This window comes from Zobellia nedashkovskayae (assembly GCF_015330125.1).
Taxonomy (GTDB): domain Bacteria; phylum Bacteroidota; class Bacteroidia; order Flavobacteriales; family Flavobacteriaceae; genus Zobellia; species Zobellia nedashkovskayae.
Window position 1 is genome coordinate 1,964,870 of sequence record NZ_JADDXR010000002.1, and the last position, 14,588, is coordinate 1,979,457.

Annotated in this window: 14 protein-coding genes; 6 read left to right on the forward strand and 8 right to left on the reverse strand. The window is 36.9% G+C overall.

The window, feature by feature from the left end; all coding sequences use genetic code 11:
- Positions 1-3: 3 nt before the first annotated feature.
- The 5 genes from IWB64_RS08255 to IWB64_RS08275 all read right to left on the reverse strand — a co-directional run bounded on the left by IWB64_RS08255 (position 4) and on the right by IWB64_RS08275 (position 6,653).
- Positions 4-699 (reverse strand): glycosyltransferase family 2 protein, encoded by a 696-nt coding sequence (locus tag IWB64_RS08255; RefSeq protein ID WP_194533564.1) that lies wholly within the window; start codon positions 697-699, stop codon positions 4-6.
- Between the two features lie 9 nt (positions 700-708).
- Positions 709-3,111, reverse strand: a complete 2,403-nt coding sequence (locus IWB64_RS08260; protein ID WP_194533565.1) for an alpha-L-rhamnosidase-related protein — start codon at positions 3,109-3,111, stop codon at positions 709-711.
- Positions 3,111-3,572, reverse strand: a complete 462-nt coding sequence (locus tag IWB64_RS08265) for a toxin-antitoxin system YwqK family antitoxin (protein WP_194533566.1) — start codon at positions 3,570-3,572, stop codon at positions 3,111-3,113. Before IWB64_RS08265 ends, IWB64_RS08260 begins: the two co-directional genes overlap by 1 nt.
- Before the next feature lie 140 nt (positions 3,573-3,712).
- Positions 3,713-5,293 carry a 4Fe-4S binding protein gene (locus tag IWB64_RS08270; RefSeq protein WP_194533567.1) on the reverse strand — a complete coding sequence of 527 codons (1,581 nt, stop codon included), beginning with the start codon at positions 5,291-5,293 and terminating at the stop codon, positions 3,713-3,715.
- Between the two features lie 13 nt (positions 5,294-5,306).
- Positions 5,307-6,653, reverse strand: a complete 1,347-nt coding sequence (locus IWB64_RS08275) for an NAD(P)/FAD-dependent oxidoreductase (protein WP_194533568.1) — start codon at positions 6,651-6,653, stop codon at positions 5,307-5,309.
- Between the two features lie 238 nt (positions 6,654-6,891).
- Between IWB64_RS08275 and IWB64_RS08280 the strand changes: the two genes are divergently transcribed.
- Genes IWB64_RS08280 through IWB64_RS08300 form a run of 5 tightly spaced genes read left to right on the forward strand, consistent with a single transcriptional unit; the run spans position 6,892 to position 11,601 of the window.
- On the forward strand, positions 6,892-7,611 hold the full coding sequence (locus IWB64_RS08280) for a DUF547 domain-containing protein (protein ID WP_194533569.1): 720 nt from the start codon (positions 6,892-6,894) through the stop codon (positions 7,609-7,611).
- 30 nt (positions 7,612-7,641) lie between these two features.
- On the forward strand, positions 7,642-8,532 hold the full coding sequence (locus tag IWB64_RS08285; RefSeq protein WP_194533570.1) for a hypothetical protein: 891 nt from the start codon (positions 7,642-7,644) through the stop codon (positions 8,530-8,532).
- A gap of 45 nt (positions 8,533-8,577) precedes the next feature.
- On the forward strand, positions 8,578-9,579 hold the full coding sequence (locus IWB64_RS08290) for a glycoside hydrolase family 113 (RefSeq protein ID WP_194533571.1): 1,002 nt from the start codon (positions 8,578-8,580) through the stop codon (positions 9,577-9,579).
- Between the two features lies 1 nt (position 9,580).
- Positions 9,581-10,300, forward strand: coding sequence for a P-loop NTPase family protein (locus IWB64_RS08295; protein WP_194533572.1), 720 nt, complete (start codon positions 9,581-9,583; stop codon positions 10,298-10,300).
- Between the two features lie 38 nt (positions 10,301-10,338).
- Positions 10,339-11,601, forward strand: a complete 1,263-nt coding sequence (locus IWB64_RS08300; protein ID WP_194533573.1) for a POTRA domain-containing protein — start codon at positions 10,339-10,341, stop codon at positions 11,599-11,601.
- Here IWB64_RS08300 and def read toward each other — a convergent pair whose 3' ends face one another.
- The 3 genes from def to IWB64_RS08315 are packed head-to-tail and all read right to left on the reverse strand — an operon-like array spanning position 11,602 to position 13,612.
- Entirely contained in the window at positions 11,602-12,132 is a 531-nt protein-coding gene (gene def / locus IWB64_RS08305) for a peptide deformylase (RefSeq protein WP_194533574.1), read from the reverse strand.
- 10 nt (positions 12,133-12,142) lie between these two features.
- Positions 12,143-12,958, reverse strand: coding sequence for a DUF6503 family protein (locus IWB64_RS08310; protein WP_226975831.1), 816 nt, complete (start codon positions 12,956-12,958; stop codon positions 12,143-12,145).
- A gap of 6 nt (positions 12,959-12,964) precedes the next feature.
- A complete protein-coding gene (locus IWB64_RS08315; RefSeq protein ID WP_194533575.1) occupies positions 12,965-13,612 on the reverse strand; it encodes a VOC family protein in 648 nt (215 codons plus the stop codon).
- A 138-nt stretch (positions 13,613-13,750) separates the two neighbouring features.
- Between IWB64_RS08315 and IWB64_RS08320 the strand changes: the two genes are divergently transcribed.
- Positions 13,751-14,497: an SDR family NAD(P)-dependent oxidoreductase gene (locus IWB64_RS08320; RefSeq protein ID WP_194533576.1), complete on the forward strand. Its 747-nt coding sequence runs from the start codon at positions 13,751-13,753 to the stop codon at positions 14,495-14,497.
- Positions 14,498-14,588: the final 91 nt, after the last annotated feature.

Genomic DNA, 14,588 nt, shown 5'->3' on the forward strand with positions numbered 1-14,588 from the left:
ATATTATTTTATGCTGTATTTAAAAATCCAACCTAATATTTTGATGCCCGCAAATATACTACCTTTTACGGTACCGGATACTTTGGACACTCCAATTCTTTTTTTGTAACGTACTGGTACTTCGGTGTATGCCAACTTTTTCTTTAAAGCCTTCAATTGCATCTCTACCGTCCACCCATAAGTTTTGTCCTCCATGTTGAGTGCTAACAACTTACCATAGGATATAGCCCTAAACGGACCAAGATCGGTAAATGTTGCGCCAAACAACAATTTCATTAAAAAAGTAGCCAGCCAATTACCAAAAATTTGCTGTGGAGTCATACTGCCATCTTCTCTAAGTCGCTTTACACGGGCTCCAATTACAAAATCGACTTCTTTATTTTGTATTGGGGCAACAATCTTATCAAGTTCTTCCGGGTAATCGGAATAGTCTCCATCAATAAATACGACAATATCGGGTGCTTTGGATTGTTTAGCAATATGGTCCATTCCCATTAAACAGGCATACCCATAGCCCATTCTGCTTTCGGTCAATACAGTAGCTCCTGCCGCTGCGGCATTTTCAGCTGTTTTATCAGATGAATTATTATTGACGACTATAATTTCGGAGACCGATTTTGGTATTTCGCGGATTACCGAAGCTATAGAATCTGCCTCATTGTATGCAGGAATTATGACTTTAATGTCTGGTTGTGGCATTGGTGAAACTTATTTTAAAGTATACTTGTTTTTTCCTTGTTTTAAGGGGATATGTTTTCCGTTCCAAACCAGTTCGCCCTTCATTTCCTCAGGAACTGTTATTTCTGCCGAAAGCTTAGTTTTTGATTTTTTAAGGTTGAAAACAATATTTCCTTTAGTAGTAGGGAGTAATCCATCCATAGATTGAAGCTTACCAAAAACGGGAGCAATCCTTACTTCTTCAAAATTATTTTTAACCGATTCTATTCCTGCTAAATAATTAAAATAGAAATAGGCTGGGGAGGCACTCCATGGGTGCACTTCAGAGCGTGTTGGTTTCTTTTTACTTTCAAAACGCTCTAAGGTTGTGGTCATATGATCGGTAATCATAGATTCCCAAGGTTTCTGGGCCAAGTCAAAAAGTTCAGGTGCACCAACTTTTTCTATTGCTTGAAACAAATAGAAACGATAATAGTAGGTTGCTTGTAGCAAATCTTTATCATTCAAAATTTTTGTCAAAAGTGCTTTCTGTTGATTTTTATCAATAGCATCTGTAAGAATGGCCATGATATTGGTATGCTGGTCATAAATGGTTTTGTCCGGACGTTCCGCAAAGACTTGCCTGTTTGAGTCATAGCAAAGGTCAAATACAGACTTTTTTATAGCATCTGCTCGGCTTTGGTATTTTTCAGCAGTAAGGCTATCGCCAATAACTTCAAATAATTTTGCCGCATTTTGTAACGCATGTACATAGTGCAGGCTTACTACTGCAGAATTCTTTCCGTTATTTTTTGTTGCTGTTCCTTTGCCGTCATTAGGTCCTGAATACCAATCTATGAAATATCTGTATTTGGTTTCATTCACCAAATTCAGTTCGTTCATGTTCTTTTCAAAACCTGCTAACGTGTGAACTATTCCATCTTTATAATGCTCTATAGAAGATTTGTCGTCAGTAAGGTTATAATAATCAGAAATCATATCTACCCAAACTAAAGAATACGTGGGGTAAATAAAGGTAGACCTGAGTGGATATGCTCCTAAGATATTGCCCTCTGCATCTCGCGATTGATGAAATTGTTCAATGGCATTTTTAGTATGGTCTAAATTGCCACTCATTGCCTGCCAGAGCAACGCATGAATTTTAGTGTCACCAACATACTGCATAGTTTCATAATAGGCATCACTTAAGAAATAATCTTGCGTACAGATATCTACCGTTCTTTTACAGATGTCAAAAATGTTATTATACATTTCATTGTCAGAGGTGAAACTAGCAGAAGAAGCAATGTTTGTCCTTGAGCGATAATTGATAAAACTATCTAAAACCAATTCTTGTTCTTTTGTTTCTATTTCAAACTCAACAAAACGGAAGGTCCGCATCCAATTGGGAATGAATTTCTGAGCGTCTTTTCCGTTTGAAACAATACTATCATAGTAGCCTAAGAGCCTCTTATTTTTGATGTTATCTCGATCTCCCTTTTCATCATTCTCATCGAACAAATTTTCGGCATACTTTATCTTGATGCTGGCATTTTTTCCTTTACTGAAAATAAGTTCAGGAAAACCATTGGTCACATATTTTTGGTCAATTAGAAAAGTTGCTATTTTATTACTTGGAATCTCAAGCTTTCCAGAGGCAGGAAAAGTGGGGAGCGTAGTTTCTGTACTTCTGACTACATTTCCAATAGCTTCCTTTTCCCAAGTGAGTAGAGGTAAGTTACGAGGTTCAAGTAAATAGGCCATTGAGCCACCCATGCTGCTCGCGCCTTCAAAGAATATGGTTCTTGACCAAGTGGAATTATCAAAATCTAGTTGTTCCCAATCCCTAGGATATTTGTTCATGTCTATAAAGTCTGTAGGGTTGTTGGCATAAAAGCCACCTACTATAGATTTTGGTCCGCCTCCTCTCCAGTTCACATCTATGGCTTTATAGGAGTCGTCCAATAAGCATAACCAAGTATCCCCCTTTCCTGTGGTAGTTAATATTTTTGCATTTTCTGTTACGCCGTTTACCATTACACTGGTAAAAATGGACTGAAGACCGTAGAAGCGTCGCTTTCCAAAGTTGATAACTTTTACAGCAATAACGTTCTTGCCATTTTGAAGATATTTTTTAAGGTTCAGGGTTTCGAACTTCCAATGCTTAATATCACTTAATTGCGGGCCGTGAGTTACTATTTTTCCGTTTACATAAAGGAAATAGTGGTTGTCCGCAGATATGTTTATGATTAAATCTTGATTTACATCAGTAACATTAAAAGTGTTTCTGAATAAGATTACTCGGTCCTCACCTCCGCTTATATCGGGGTGGCTTACCCAGTTGGCGTTAATGTTCTGAGTGGTATACTTTACATCAGGGTAATTAAGCTCAACTTGCGCCGATATGGAAATTGAAAAAAGAAGTAAAAAGATAAGCAAAGGGGAACGTGTCATTATTTAAGGTCTGATAAGTTGTTTTCGCGTCTAAAACTACTAAAACTAAACCATTCCTTAATTTTTTTGCCATTTTGATATTTCTCCGCAGATATCAATTCTTCGTTCACATACTTTAGGCAGTACCCATTTTTTTTGCCGTTACTCAATTGGCATTTGTGGCTTACTTTCCCCATAGAGTCATAGAACAACCACCAATTAGATTTCATGCCCTCCTTATAATGGCCTTCTTGTAAGGGTTTGCCGTAGCTGTCGTAAAAATACCAATAAGACACACGTTGGTTATTTTTGTAATAACCTTTCTCTGCTACTTTTCCATTGGTGTGGTAGAATTTCCAAAAATTAGCCTTTGCACCATTTCTTAACCAACCTTCTTCTTTGATAATCCCGTTTTGATAATATTCTTTATGATATATAGAATTCTCCTCGGGTTGTAATCCGGAAAGAACAAATAACACCATTAAAAATAGTTTCGAAAACATTGTTGGAATTGTATAGTTAAATTGTCGGTTTTTGAAAGGAGAACTAACAAAAAACCTTTACACTTTTTTCTAAAATGTAAAGGTTTAGTGTATGACAATATAATCAAAGGTTATGCCAACTATTTTTTATTTACTAAATTCATCAAATCAACATCATTACCCAGCAATACTTCTGTAGGATTGATACGGCCTTCTTCTGGACCATTTTCCAGTTTTAGAACACCACGTGGGCAAACTGCTGAACAAACACCACAGCCTACACAACTTGAGCGAACAATGTTTTCTCCTTTTTGAGCGTAAGCACGTACATCAATACCTTGTTCGCAATAAGTAGAACAATTACCACAAGAAATACATTGTCCGCCATTGGTAGTAATTCTGAAACGAGATTTAAAACGTTGTACAAAACCAAGGTAAGCAGCCAATGGGCATCCAAATCTACACCATACTCTGTTACCAAAAATAGGATAGAACCCTGTTCCAATAACACCTGCGAAAATGGCCCCAATTAATAAACTATAGGTGTTTTGTACACTCTGGGTCTTAATACCAAATATGGTGCTAGATTCAGTAAAGAAACTATACAGCGTCATCCCGGTCATGACAACAGCAAAGAGCAGTACCCCATGTATCAACCAACGTTCTACTTTCCAGGAAAACAATGATTTGCTTGAATGTTGGCGATAAGGATCTCCTAAAGTTTCGGCCAATCCTCCACAGCCACAAACCCAAGAACAGTACCATCTTTTTCCAAAGAAATAAACCATTACAGGTACAATAACTAAAGTTAGGACAACACCCCAAACTAAAATGAATAATCCAATGCCGCCACTATTAAGTAATTCTTTTAAATTCCACTGAAAAAAGAAATCATAGTCTAAAGGAAACGCATTCTTGAAATCATAATATGGCATTTGTAAACGCACCATTATTTCAGGAATTAGGAATGCAAAAACAATTTGAAAAAACAGTACAGATGTGGTACGAACCACTTGGTACATGTTATGGCGGTACTTTATATACATACGAACGGCCATTACAGTCATTACGGTACAGTACATAAAGCCATATACAAACCAATGACCTGCAGGATTCCCACTCAGGCTCTCGCTTATTGGATCTACAAGAAACGTCCAGTTCACTGCAAATTCTGGTCTGAAGTATAGAATTAAATAAAATGAGACCAAGAATATGAACACCAACCAGGCTATCCAACCTCTGTTCGTGGCGCTATCATGATAAACGCCGTCATTTTTAATTCCTTTTTTACCTAATAAAATAACATTGGGTAGAATGAACATTAATGCACCAATTATACCAAGGCCAAAACTTAAGAACCACATAAGGCCTTTGTTTTGAGCTATAAACCCTGCACCGGACTTCTTACCAATTAAGGCAGCCATATCATGACCGCTGGTATAGATTACTTTGTTGTATTCTTTGTTTTTTTTATGTTGGCTATTTGCCGCATCCAATGCAGAGCTGACCGTTGGCGATAGGCTTAACATGCCATTGAAATCTTTGTCAACTACGTTTTCCTGTATGGATTGAATAAATACATCACTTTTAATGTTCTTTTCCTTTACGATTTCGTCAAAAGTATTTTGGTCTAAACTGAAGGTACCCAAAACAGGTACGGCAGCAAAAACGGCAAGTCCTATTAAAAATATGACTAGACCTAAGTTTTTTATTGCTTTCATTTTTTATTTCTGGTTAAGCTTTGCTAAAAATTCGTTTCCAACTTTTTTTCTGTACGGATAAGCTGGTTTGCATTACCGAGTTGTATTTTGATATGATTTCCTCTTCGTAATGTGAATAGAATTCTGGGTCAAAATTGGCATCTTTTAAATACTGCATTACATGATCTACATCTCGCTCTTCGGTGAGCCAGCGGTCAAATATCTCATGACGCATACGAATACCAAAAGTGTTTATACCTAAGAATTTCTTAGAATCCTTATGGTAGGATACCGTAATACAGATTTTTTCGGAAGCATGACGCCAATGAAAATGACTTTCGTGTTCTTGTTTTGATCTTTCACTAAAAACCCAACCATAGGTTTGATATTCAATGTCTAAAAATTTAGCAGAGTTAAACCAATGCCCAGGACTATACTGCCTAGGTTTGCCGCAAATAGTTTGTGCCAATGCCTCGCCCATCATACGCCCGGTATACCAGACGGCTTCAATAGGTCTTCTGTTACCAATGGCTTCGTGCTGTTCGGCACAATCTCCTATGGCATAAATATCTTTTATATTCGTTTCTAAAAATCGGTTCACTTTTACGCCTCTCCCTAATTCAATACCAGAATCTTTAAGAAAATCTACGTTTGGCGTTACACCAGCCGTAAGGCCTACTACATTACATTCTATAGTTTCTCCCTTATCCGTGGTAATGGCTTTAGCTCTACCACTCTCATCGGCTATAATTTCAACTAGATTAGTTTCCAGTTTTAAGTCGATGTGATGTTCTAGAATATGTTCGTTGATCATTTCGGATTCTCCAGAAGGTAGAACACCGTTCCAAAAGCTATTTTCACGAACCAAGAACGTTACGGGAATCTTTCTAGATCGGAGCATCTCGGCAAGCTCAATACCAATAAGTCCACCACCTACTATAACCGCACGGTTACAGGCTTCTTTATTAGGGGCGTTAGCCTCTATCTTATCTAAGTCTTGTTTTGAATAAAGGCCCTGAACACCTTTTAGGTCTTGCCCTGGCCAACCAAACTTGTTTGGTTTTGAACCTGTCGCAATTATTAACTTGTCATAGGCTAATTCTTTCCCCTCCGCCAATACCAGTGTTTTCTTTTCATGGTCAACAGCAGTAACAAAGCCTTTGAGTAATTCTATTCGGTTTTTTTTCCAAAACCAATTCTCATAAGGTTGTGTGTGTTCAAATTTCATATGACCCATGTAAACATACATTAAGGCCGTACGAGAAAAGAAGTAATCAGTTTCTGCGGATATGATAGTAATCTTTTTATCGGAAAGCTTTCGGATATGTCTTGCAGCCGTTACACCGGAAATTCCGTTACCTATTATAACTATATGCTCCATAAATTTTATTTGGTTGTTGCAGGTTCTGTCGTTTTTAAAGGTAATAACTTAATGACCCTTCCTAATTTAGAACGATTTTAAATGTTTGGGTTTTATGTAAGGTTTTAGAAAGGATAACGAACTTGTAAGGCCTTGATTGTGAAATTTTTAAATAATTAATAAATAAATCTCTTTTTTTGTATGGATGTTAAAATCGTCTCGACAGAAATGGCAAGGATAACAACAAAACTATCAAATTATGAAACTTTCAATCTTGGTTATTTTTCTTTCGATAACCACTATATCAGCGACTTTTGGACAAGATACAGCTGACTTTTTTACAAAGGCAGACGCCTTTTTTAAGACCAATGTAACAGATGGTCGTGTTAATTATTCCGCAGTTAAAGGAAATGTAGCAGATTTAGACAACCTACTTGAAGCTGCAAAAAAAATAAACGTAACGGAAGCCAACGCAAACGAGTACCAAGCATTCTGGATTAATAGTTACAACCTTCTTGTAATTAAAGGAGTGGTGGAGAACTATCCTCTAAAATCTCCATTAGATGTTAATGGTTTTTTTGACAAAGAAAAATATGAAATTGGAGGAAAGAAGACTACGCTTAATGATATTGAAAACAAATTATTACGTGCTAAATTCCCATCAGAAGCCCGTTTTCACTTTGTGTTGGTATGTGGTGGTTTAGGCTGTCCTCCTATTATAAGTAAAGCGTATAAACCAGAAACTCTGGATGCCCAATTAGAAAAGCAGACCAAGTTGGCTTTGAATAATCCTCAGTTTATCCAATTAAATAAGAATAAGGTAAAAATCTCTCAAATTTTTGAGTGGTACAAAAGCGATTTTACTCAAAACGGACAAAGTTTGGTGGACTTTATAAATAAGTACAAAACAGAACAACTTCCTGAAGGGACAAAGGTTTCTTATTACCCGTATGACTGGACGTTGAACGAAATTAAATAACAACCAGCCCTAACTTTTAAACTAAAACTTATGATATCAATAAAAAGAAATTTATTTCTTTCAGGTCTTCTTTTGGCCAGTACTATAGTATTTGCGCAAGAAGATGCAGAAGATCAAGACAATACAACTCAGAGTAATATTCAACAATACACACCTTCCAAATTAATAGGGAAAGGGCAAATAGATATTAAATGGTTTAATAATTTGTACACCCAAACTGAAAGTACTTTTAGCGACGGTAAGGAGCCTAGGCAAACTTTTTTTACTTCTACTTTAGAAGCTTATACCGGTGTTGGTGAGGATAAAAGGTGGAACGTAGGTGCTATTTTTGAGTTCCGTTCAAATGTAATAGGAGACCGAGATGCTTTAGATGTATTTAAGTTTGATGGAGAAGGCAGTACAGCGCGTTCAGGATTAACTTCTATAGCACCATCCGTGAAGTTTGTGCCTTTTAGGTCTATTAGTAATTTTTCTATTCAGAGTTCTTTCTTTATCCCATTGGTAGATAATGAAACTGAGAATGGAGTGTTCTTGGACCAGAAAGGATATATATGGCAAAATCGATTTTTCTATGATTACACATTTCCAGGAAATAAATGGCAATTGTTTAGTGAGTTGAATTCTGAGTTAAGTTTTGGCGATAAAGAAGAAAGCTTTGCTAATAATAGTTTGAATTTAACGCCGGGTGTATTTTTAAGTTACTTCCCTAGCTCTAAATTTACCGTTTTAGCTTTGGCGCAACATTCTCAGCGTTTGGATTTGGGTAATGATTTTGCCCAAAACTTTACGGCTGTTGGCGGTGGTGCAAAATACCAGTTGACCAATGCATTAAACCTAGAAGCGCTTTATACCAATTTTGTAAGAGGAAGTAATACAGGTCTTGGACAAACCTTTAATTTGGGTTTACGGGCAATTTTTTAAGGAGTAATCATAAATACTGTATTTTAGGGGTCTTAATAACGATGCATGCGTAGATTAGGACTCCTTTTTTTGTGTCTACTTCAGTTTTCCTGTTCAAGTCAGGATAAGAAAAAAATTAACGGTGTAAGCTTTGTAGCCTCAAGAAATGAGGTGCTTCAAGAGCATATAGATGGCGTAAAAGAAGTCAATGCAAACCACGCGGCAGTAATGCCTTTTGGTTTTATTCGCGATGTAGCTTCTCCTGAAATAGTTTTTAATACGGAACGCCAATGGTTTGGGGAAACCAATAAAGGTGCTATGCAGTATATTGGCCTACTTCATAAAAATAATATCCGGACCATGGTAAAGCCACAAATTTGGATCTGGCGGGGTGAGTTTACCGGTACCTTGCACATGAATTCCGAAGAGGATTGGAAAAAACTAGAAGCTTCTTACTCCAAATTTATTTTGGCCAATGCTAAAATGGCCCAAGAGACCCAATCCGAAATATTTTGTATTGGTACCGAACTCGAGAAATTTGTAATTAATAGGCCAGAATATTGGCACAAGCTCATTGCGGAAATCCGAACTGTTTATGATGGAAAACTTACCTATGCGGCCAATTGGGACGAATATTCTCGCGTTCCTTTTTGGGAAGATTTGGATTATATAGGAATTGATGCGTATTTTCCGCTGTCGGAAGAAAAGACCCCTTCGGTAGAGCAATTACGAGAAGGCTGGCAACGGTGGAAGGGAGATATTGCTGCTCTTTCTGAAAAAACAGGTCGTCCTGTTATGTTTACGGAATTTGGCTATAGAAGTATGGACTATACGGCTCATAAGCCTTGGCTGGTGGATAGAAATGAGGACGAGGTAAATTTAGTTGCTCAGGTAAATGCCAAAAAAGCCATCTTTACCGAGTTTTGGGACGAAGAATGGTTTGCTGGTGGTTATGTGTGGAAGTGGTTCATAGATCATGTGAAATCTGGAGGAGAAGCAGATAATAGATTTACACCACAAAATAAACCGGCACAAAAAATAATAAAAGAAGTCTATAAAAACCATTAATATGCGTTCAGTCCTTTTTTTTATTCTATTGGTTATAACGGTGAGCTGCTCATCTGATTTAGAGAACCAGGATGTTACCCTTAAAGATGCTTTAATGGACAAAACTTCTGTAGTCGATAATGTTATTGCATGTGCGGCCAGTAATGAAAACGATGACTTGGTAAGTGTTTTTTTCTATCCCAGAGAGGGAGCGTCTAATATTAGGTATTATGAAACCGAAAACCTTAATGTGTCTAAAAATGATTACAATCAATATTATCGTTTAGATATTGCTTCTTTCGACGTTTTCAATGGATATTTAAAAAAGTTTGAATTGGCCGTTTCCGAAGAAAAATGGGTCATTGTTAGTTTTGAAGAAGCAGGAAAAACGCATCTTTCAAACCCTATAAGGTTAAAACATTTAACCAAACCTACAGAGTATGCTTCAGAGAATGTTAAGGTTGATTCCTTTGATGCCGGTATGCCTTTGTTCACTTGGGAGGATGGAGAATATACAGATACTAAAATCTATTTTCAGGTGGTATCTGATGCTGCGGATAACTTAATTTCCGGAACGTATACTTACGAGAATAGTTTTCAGTATTACGACCTTAAAAACGTGGTCCTAAATATTACTGAAGGGAACCCTCTTGCATTAAAGATAGACGAAAAGCATAATTTCACTTTAATGGGTGTTAGTGAAGATAACTGGGTAAATCTGTTTTCTGAAATAGAATTTTAATGCATATATATTATATCTACAGTTCCTTAGCTTAAAGTATGATTGGAAGATTACTACTGTTTATTATACTATTAAATGGGGTGTTCTTGCAGGCGCAAGAAGGGACGGTGTTAAATATAGAAATTCAGGGAGCTAAACGCACTAAGACCTCCTTCTTAAAAAAGCTAATCGCTTTAAAGCCGGGGATGGTACTGGATTCAGTTCTTTTGGAACAGGACATTGCCCGTTTACAAAGGCTTCCGTCAGTATCACATGCTTATTATCAAGTTTTTTCGTCAGAAGCTAACGAACATAACGTATTCTACAACGTAGAGGAGAACTTCACATTAATTCCTTTTGCCAATCTTTTTTCATCTTCAAACGATGCTTTTGCTTTTAGGGTAGGATTGCAAGAGTTTAATTTTTTAGGCAGGGATATAAACATTGGAGGTTTTTATCAATATGATGTTTTTAATTCGTTTGGAGTGGCGGTAAGAGCTCCCCATCTATTTAGTAGAACTACGGGTTTATCTTTTAGTTATAATGATTTTACAACGCAAGAACCTGTCTTTTTTGATGGTACTACAGCAGATTATAGGTATAATAATCGTGGTTTTGAGGTCATGGGTTTACATGAGTTCAACTTTAAAAACCGAATAGAATTTGGAGGAAGTCTTTTTACGGAAGATTATAGATACATATCTGGCGCTACAAATGCCAATGTGCCAAGGGCTTTAAAAGTAGATAAGCATCTTTTTAAATTGATTTACAATTACGAAAACATCAAGTACTATTTTTATTTTCTAGACGGCTTCAGAAGTACTTTGAATTTTCAATATGTAGGCAGTACAAATGAGAATTTGCCAGAATTTTTAATTGCTTTTAATGACTTTGTTTATTTTAAACGTGTTGGTGACAAGGGTAATTGGGCAAACCGTCTTCGGGTGGGGTTGGCAAGTAATGTAAATACTCCTTTTGCACCTTTTACGGTAGATAATAATTTAAATATACGAGGGGTAGGTAATACTATTGATAGAGGTACGGGCGCTATTGTGTTTAATACGGAATACCGCCATACACTTATAGAGAAAAATTGGTTTGTATTACAGAGCAATATCTTCGTAGACGGAGGTTCCTGGCGTAATCCGGGGGGTGGTTTTAGTGATTTTTCTGATAAACAGAACATTCGTATTTACCCAGGAATAGGGTTGAGGTTTATGCACAAGCGCATCTTTAATGCCATTTTTAGAATAGACTATGGCTACGGTATTACTAAGGATGCTTCTAGAGGACTTGTTTTTGGTATTGGTCAATATTTTTGATCAAACGTTCCAGTAGGTGTCATACTCTTCTTGGAAGGTTAAGGTTTCCATATTTGGCATCCGGTCAATTAACAAAATCCCGTTTAGGTGATCCAGTTCATGTTGGGCAACAATAGCAGAAAAATCATCCAAAACCTTTTCGAACTTTTCTCCTTTTATATCAAATCCGCTTAATTTCACCTTTTTGTAACGTTTTAGTCTGCCTCGTATTCCTGGTATGGATAGGCAACCTTCCCATCCTTCTACTTCTTCAGATCTTAAGGGTTCTATTTCTGGGTTTATGACTGTTGTGAGAGCAAAAGAACCTTTATCCGGATAGCGGTCGTTCTTTTTCATTTCCATGGTAAATACCCTTTTGAGCACGCCTACTTGTATGGCCGCGATACCCGCACCACTTTCTTCTCGCATGGTTTCAATTAGGTCGGCTATAAATTGTTGAAAATCGGCTGATTTTATTTCGTTAGGTGTAACTGCTTCGGATACCTTTCTTAATAAAGGATTCCCCATTTTTATAACTTTAAGGACAGCCATGGTTTTTGTTTTATTTAGCCAAATTTACAATGTTCTCAGTTTCTATTCTAGAAAGCTCTTCTAGTTTTCCTTTTTCTAGGAAAGAAGGTAGTTCTGTTAGAGGGGTGCCAATAGGTGCTTTGTAGTTAATGTAATCTTGAAATATAATACCATCTATTGTTCTACGGTTATAGGAACTCCTAAAGCGTACACCACCATCGTTTGTTTCGTATTTGTAAGCTAAATAATCTATGGTTTTAGATTTTACGTTGATCCAATACATAAACACATCGTCATGATCGGTGCCACCACCTTTTTGATCAAAAGTTACTTCTATGGCTTTGTAATCTATACCTTTAATCGTAGTGTGCTCGATATAGGTTTTGTGTACGGCCTTATCATTTAATTTATGGGGCAAAGTAGCAAAATAAATAACAGAGTTTAAAGCTTCGGTATACTTGGCATTATCTTTTGGAGAAAGGGAAACAGGTTTTCCGTTTACACTACGTAATAATTGGCCATTATCAAGAAAGTCTATGGTTTCATTACCCTTTTCTTTCATTGACGCGGTATAGATATATTTATTATTATCGTTTTTAAAAGTATAATCCTTGTCACGAAAGGTAAAGCCGTAATGGGCGTTATTATAACGGTTTCCACCATGTGCAATAATCGCTTGCTGAACCAAAAATTCTGCTTCGTCCGGTTCTTCTCTTTGAGTATTTTTATTAATGGACTGTGTTGTTTCAGTAAGCGGTTTCTCTACTGCTTTTTCCTTTTCTTTTGATTTGCAAGAAGATAGACTAAGGAGTACTAATAGCGTGATAAGGGAACAGGTGATTTTCATATATGTTTAAATTTCTACAGCCCCTCTTGGGCTTTGTATAATAGCTTTCAGACTAATTTTTTCGTTCGGTTCTACTCGTAAGTGCACACCTAACTTATGGAATGTATTATAAAGTATGTCGGGATTTGGATGCGTACCATACAGCTCAATCAATTTACAACCCATATCAGGTAAAGCATCATGCGGGTGCGTCTCTGTTTGGCTCCAGTCTACCATAAAAGGAACAAGCTCTATTTCTGGCGTGGACAAGGGTAGTATAAGTTCCCATTTTAATAAAGATCCGTTTGCCGTATTACGACTTCCGCCTGTAATATTTCCCATTTCTGGAAGGTATTGTTTTACTATAATGGCATCTTTTTTAAGCTCGTTAGATTTTAATGCCCAGCGTGTTATTTGGTCATGCGTAAGTATATCTACGCCCATCCATCTTGGTGGTGCTATATTTTTATTAGCCTCATCGGCCGTCAAAAGTTCAAGGTAGGTACCGTTGTCTAAGTTTATTAAAGCATTTTTGGTGCCTTGAGTAGGATGGTGCCCTCCAAAAACGGCCTTAACACCTAGTTTCTTCTCCAGAACGATAACCGCGGAGTCTAAATCACTGACGGTATAAACAATATGGTCTAATAACCTATGATGAGAATTTCCTGAATTCATTAGGATAAAGATATTTTAAAAGTAAGCAGTTACATCATATGTTTCCGAAAATTACCATGGATTCTCTCTATTCTCCCGTTCTGGACCATAGAACCAAAATACCTTTGTTCTAATAAAACTCTAAAAAAATATAATACGATGAAAAGAGCATTGATAATTGGTGGCAGTAGTGGAATTGGAAAAGCAACGGCTCAAAATCTTTTGGACGAAGGCTTGGAAGTACATGTTGTTGGTACGAACCAAGATAAGCTTGCAGTGTTTGAAAAAGAAACAACGGGTAACTTAATAACTCATAAAGTAGATATTACAAGTGCGAAGCAATTGAAGGAGTTGAACAGTAAAATCAAAAGTTGGGATAATCTGGATTATTTGGTGAATGCTTCAGGGATTTTTGGTCCAAAATCTTTTTTAGATCATAGTGAGGCAGATTATGATTCATATATGGATTTAAACAGAGGATTCTTCTTTATAACTCAAACCGTAGCTAAAAAGATGGCGGCTACAGGTGGCGGTTCAATTGTTAATGTAGGTTCTATGTGGGCCAAACAAGCAGTAAAAGTTACGCCATCATCTGCATATTCTATGCAAAAGGCGGGGCTACATTCATTAACGCAACATTTGGCCATGGAGCTGGCTGATTCAAATATTAGGGTTAACGCTGTGTCCCCTGCAGTGGTCGAAACTCCTGTTTATGACAGCGTTTTTGGAGGAAAGGAAGAGGCGCATAAGGCTTTACAGGGTTTGCATGGTTTTCATCCTATTGGACGATACGGGAAACCGGAAGACGTAGCAAATACCATCTCTTTTTTACTATCCGATAAAGCTTCTTGGGTAACAGGTGCCATTTGGGATACAGATGGTGGTGTAATGTCAGGAAGAAATTAATAGTTTATACTTACAAAGTTTTAACGCAGTTCAAAATGCTTGCATTTCTGAATTGCGTTTAATTGCTTCAAAACATGTAATTTCATATTCT

Excerpts from the sequence above, each read along its gene's own strand:
- IWB64_RS08270 (WP_194533567.1), bottom strand. The coding sequence starts at position 5,293 with ATGAAAGCAATAAAAAACTTAGGTCTAGTCATATTTTTAATAGGACTT.
- IWB64_RS08260 (WP_194533565.1), bottom strand. The coding sequence starts at position 3,111 with ATGACACGTTCCCCTTTGCTTATCTTTTTACTTCTTTTTTCAATTTCC.
- IWB64_RS08290 (WP_194533571.1), top strand. The coding sequence starts at position 8,578 with ATGCGTAGATTAGGACTCCTTTTTTTGTGTCTACTTCAGTTTTCCTGT.
- IWB64_RS08310 (WP_226975831.1), bottom strand. The coding sequence starts at position 12,958 with ATGAAAATCACCTGTTCCCTTATCACGCTATTAGTACTCCTTAGTCTA.
- IWB64_RS08315 (WP_194533575.1), bottom strand. The coding sequence starts at position 13,612 with ATGAATTCAGGAAATTCTCATCATAGGTTATTAGACCATATTGTTTAT.
- IWB64_RS08285 (WP_194533570.1), top strand. The coding sequence starts at position 7,642 with ATGATATCAATAAAAAGAAATTTATTTCTTTCAGGTCTTCTTTTGGCC.
- IWB64_RS08295 (WP_194533572.1), top strand. The coding sequence starts at position 9,581 with ATGCGTTCAGTCCTTTTTTTTATTCTATTGGTTATAACGGTGAGCTGC.
- IWB64_RS08300 (WP_194533573.1), top strand. The coding sequence starts at position 10,339 with ATGATTGGAAGATTACTACTGTTTATTATACTATTAAATGGGGTGTTC.
- IWB64_RS08265 (WP_194533566.1), bottom strand. The coding sequence starts at position 3,572 with ATGGTGTTATTTGTTCTTTCCGGATTACAACCCGAGGAGAATTCTATA.
- IWB64_RS08280 (WP_194533569.1), top strand. The coding sequence starts at position 6,892 with ATGAAACTTTCAATCTTGGTTATTTTTCTTTCGATAACCACTATATCA.
- IWB64_RS08255 (WP_194533564.1), bottom strand. The coding sequence starts at position 699 with ATGCCACAACCAGACATTAAAGTCATAATTCCTGCATACAATGAGGCA.
- IWB64_RS08275 (WP_194533568.1), bottom strand. The coding sequence starts at position 6,653 with ATGGAGCATATAGTTATAATAGGTAACGGAATTTCCGGTGTAACGGCT.
- def (WP_194533574.1), bottom strand. The coding sequence starts at position 12,132 with ATGGCTGTCCTTAAAGTTATAAAAATGGGGAATCCTTTATTAAGAAAG.
- IWB64_RS08320 (WP_194533576.1), top strand. The coding sequence starts at position 13,751 with ATGAAAAGAGCATTGATAATTGGTGGCAGTAGTGGAATTGGAAAAGCA.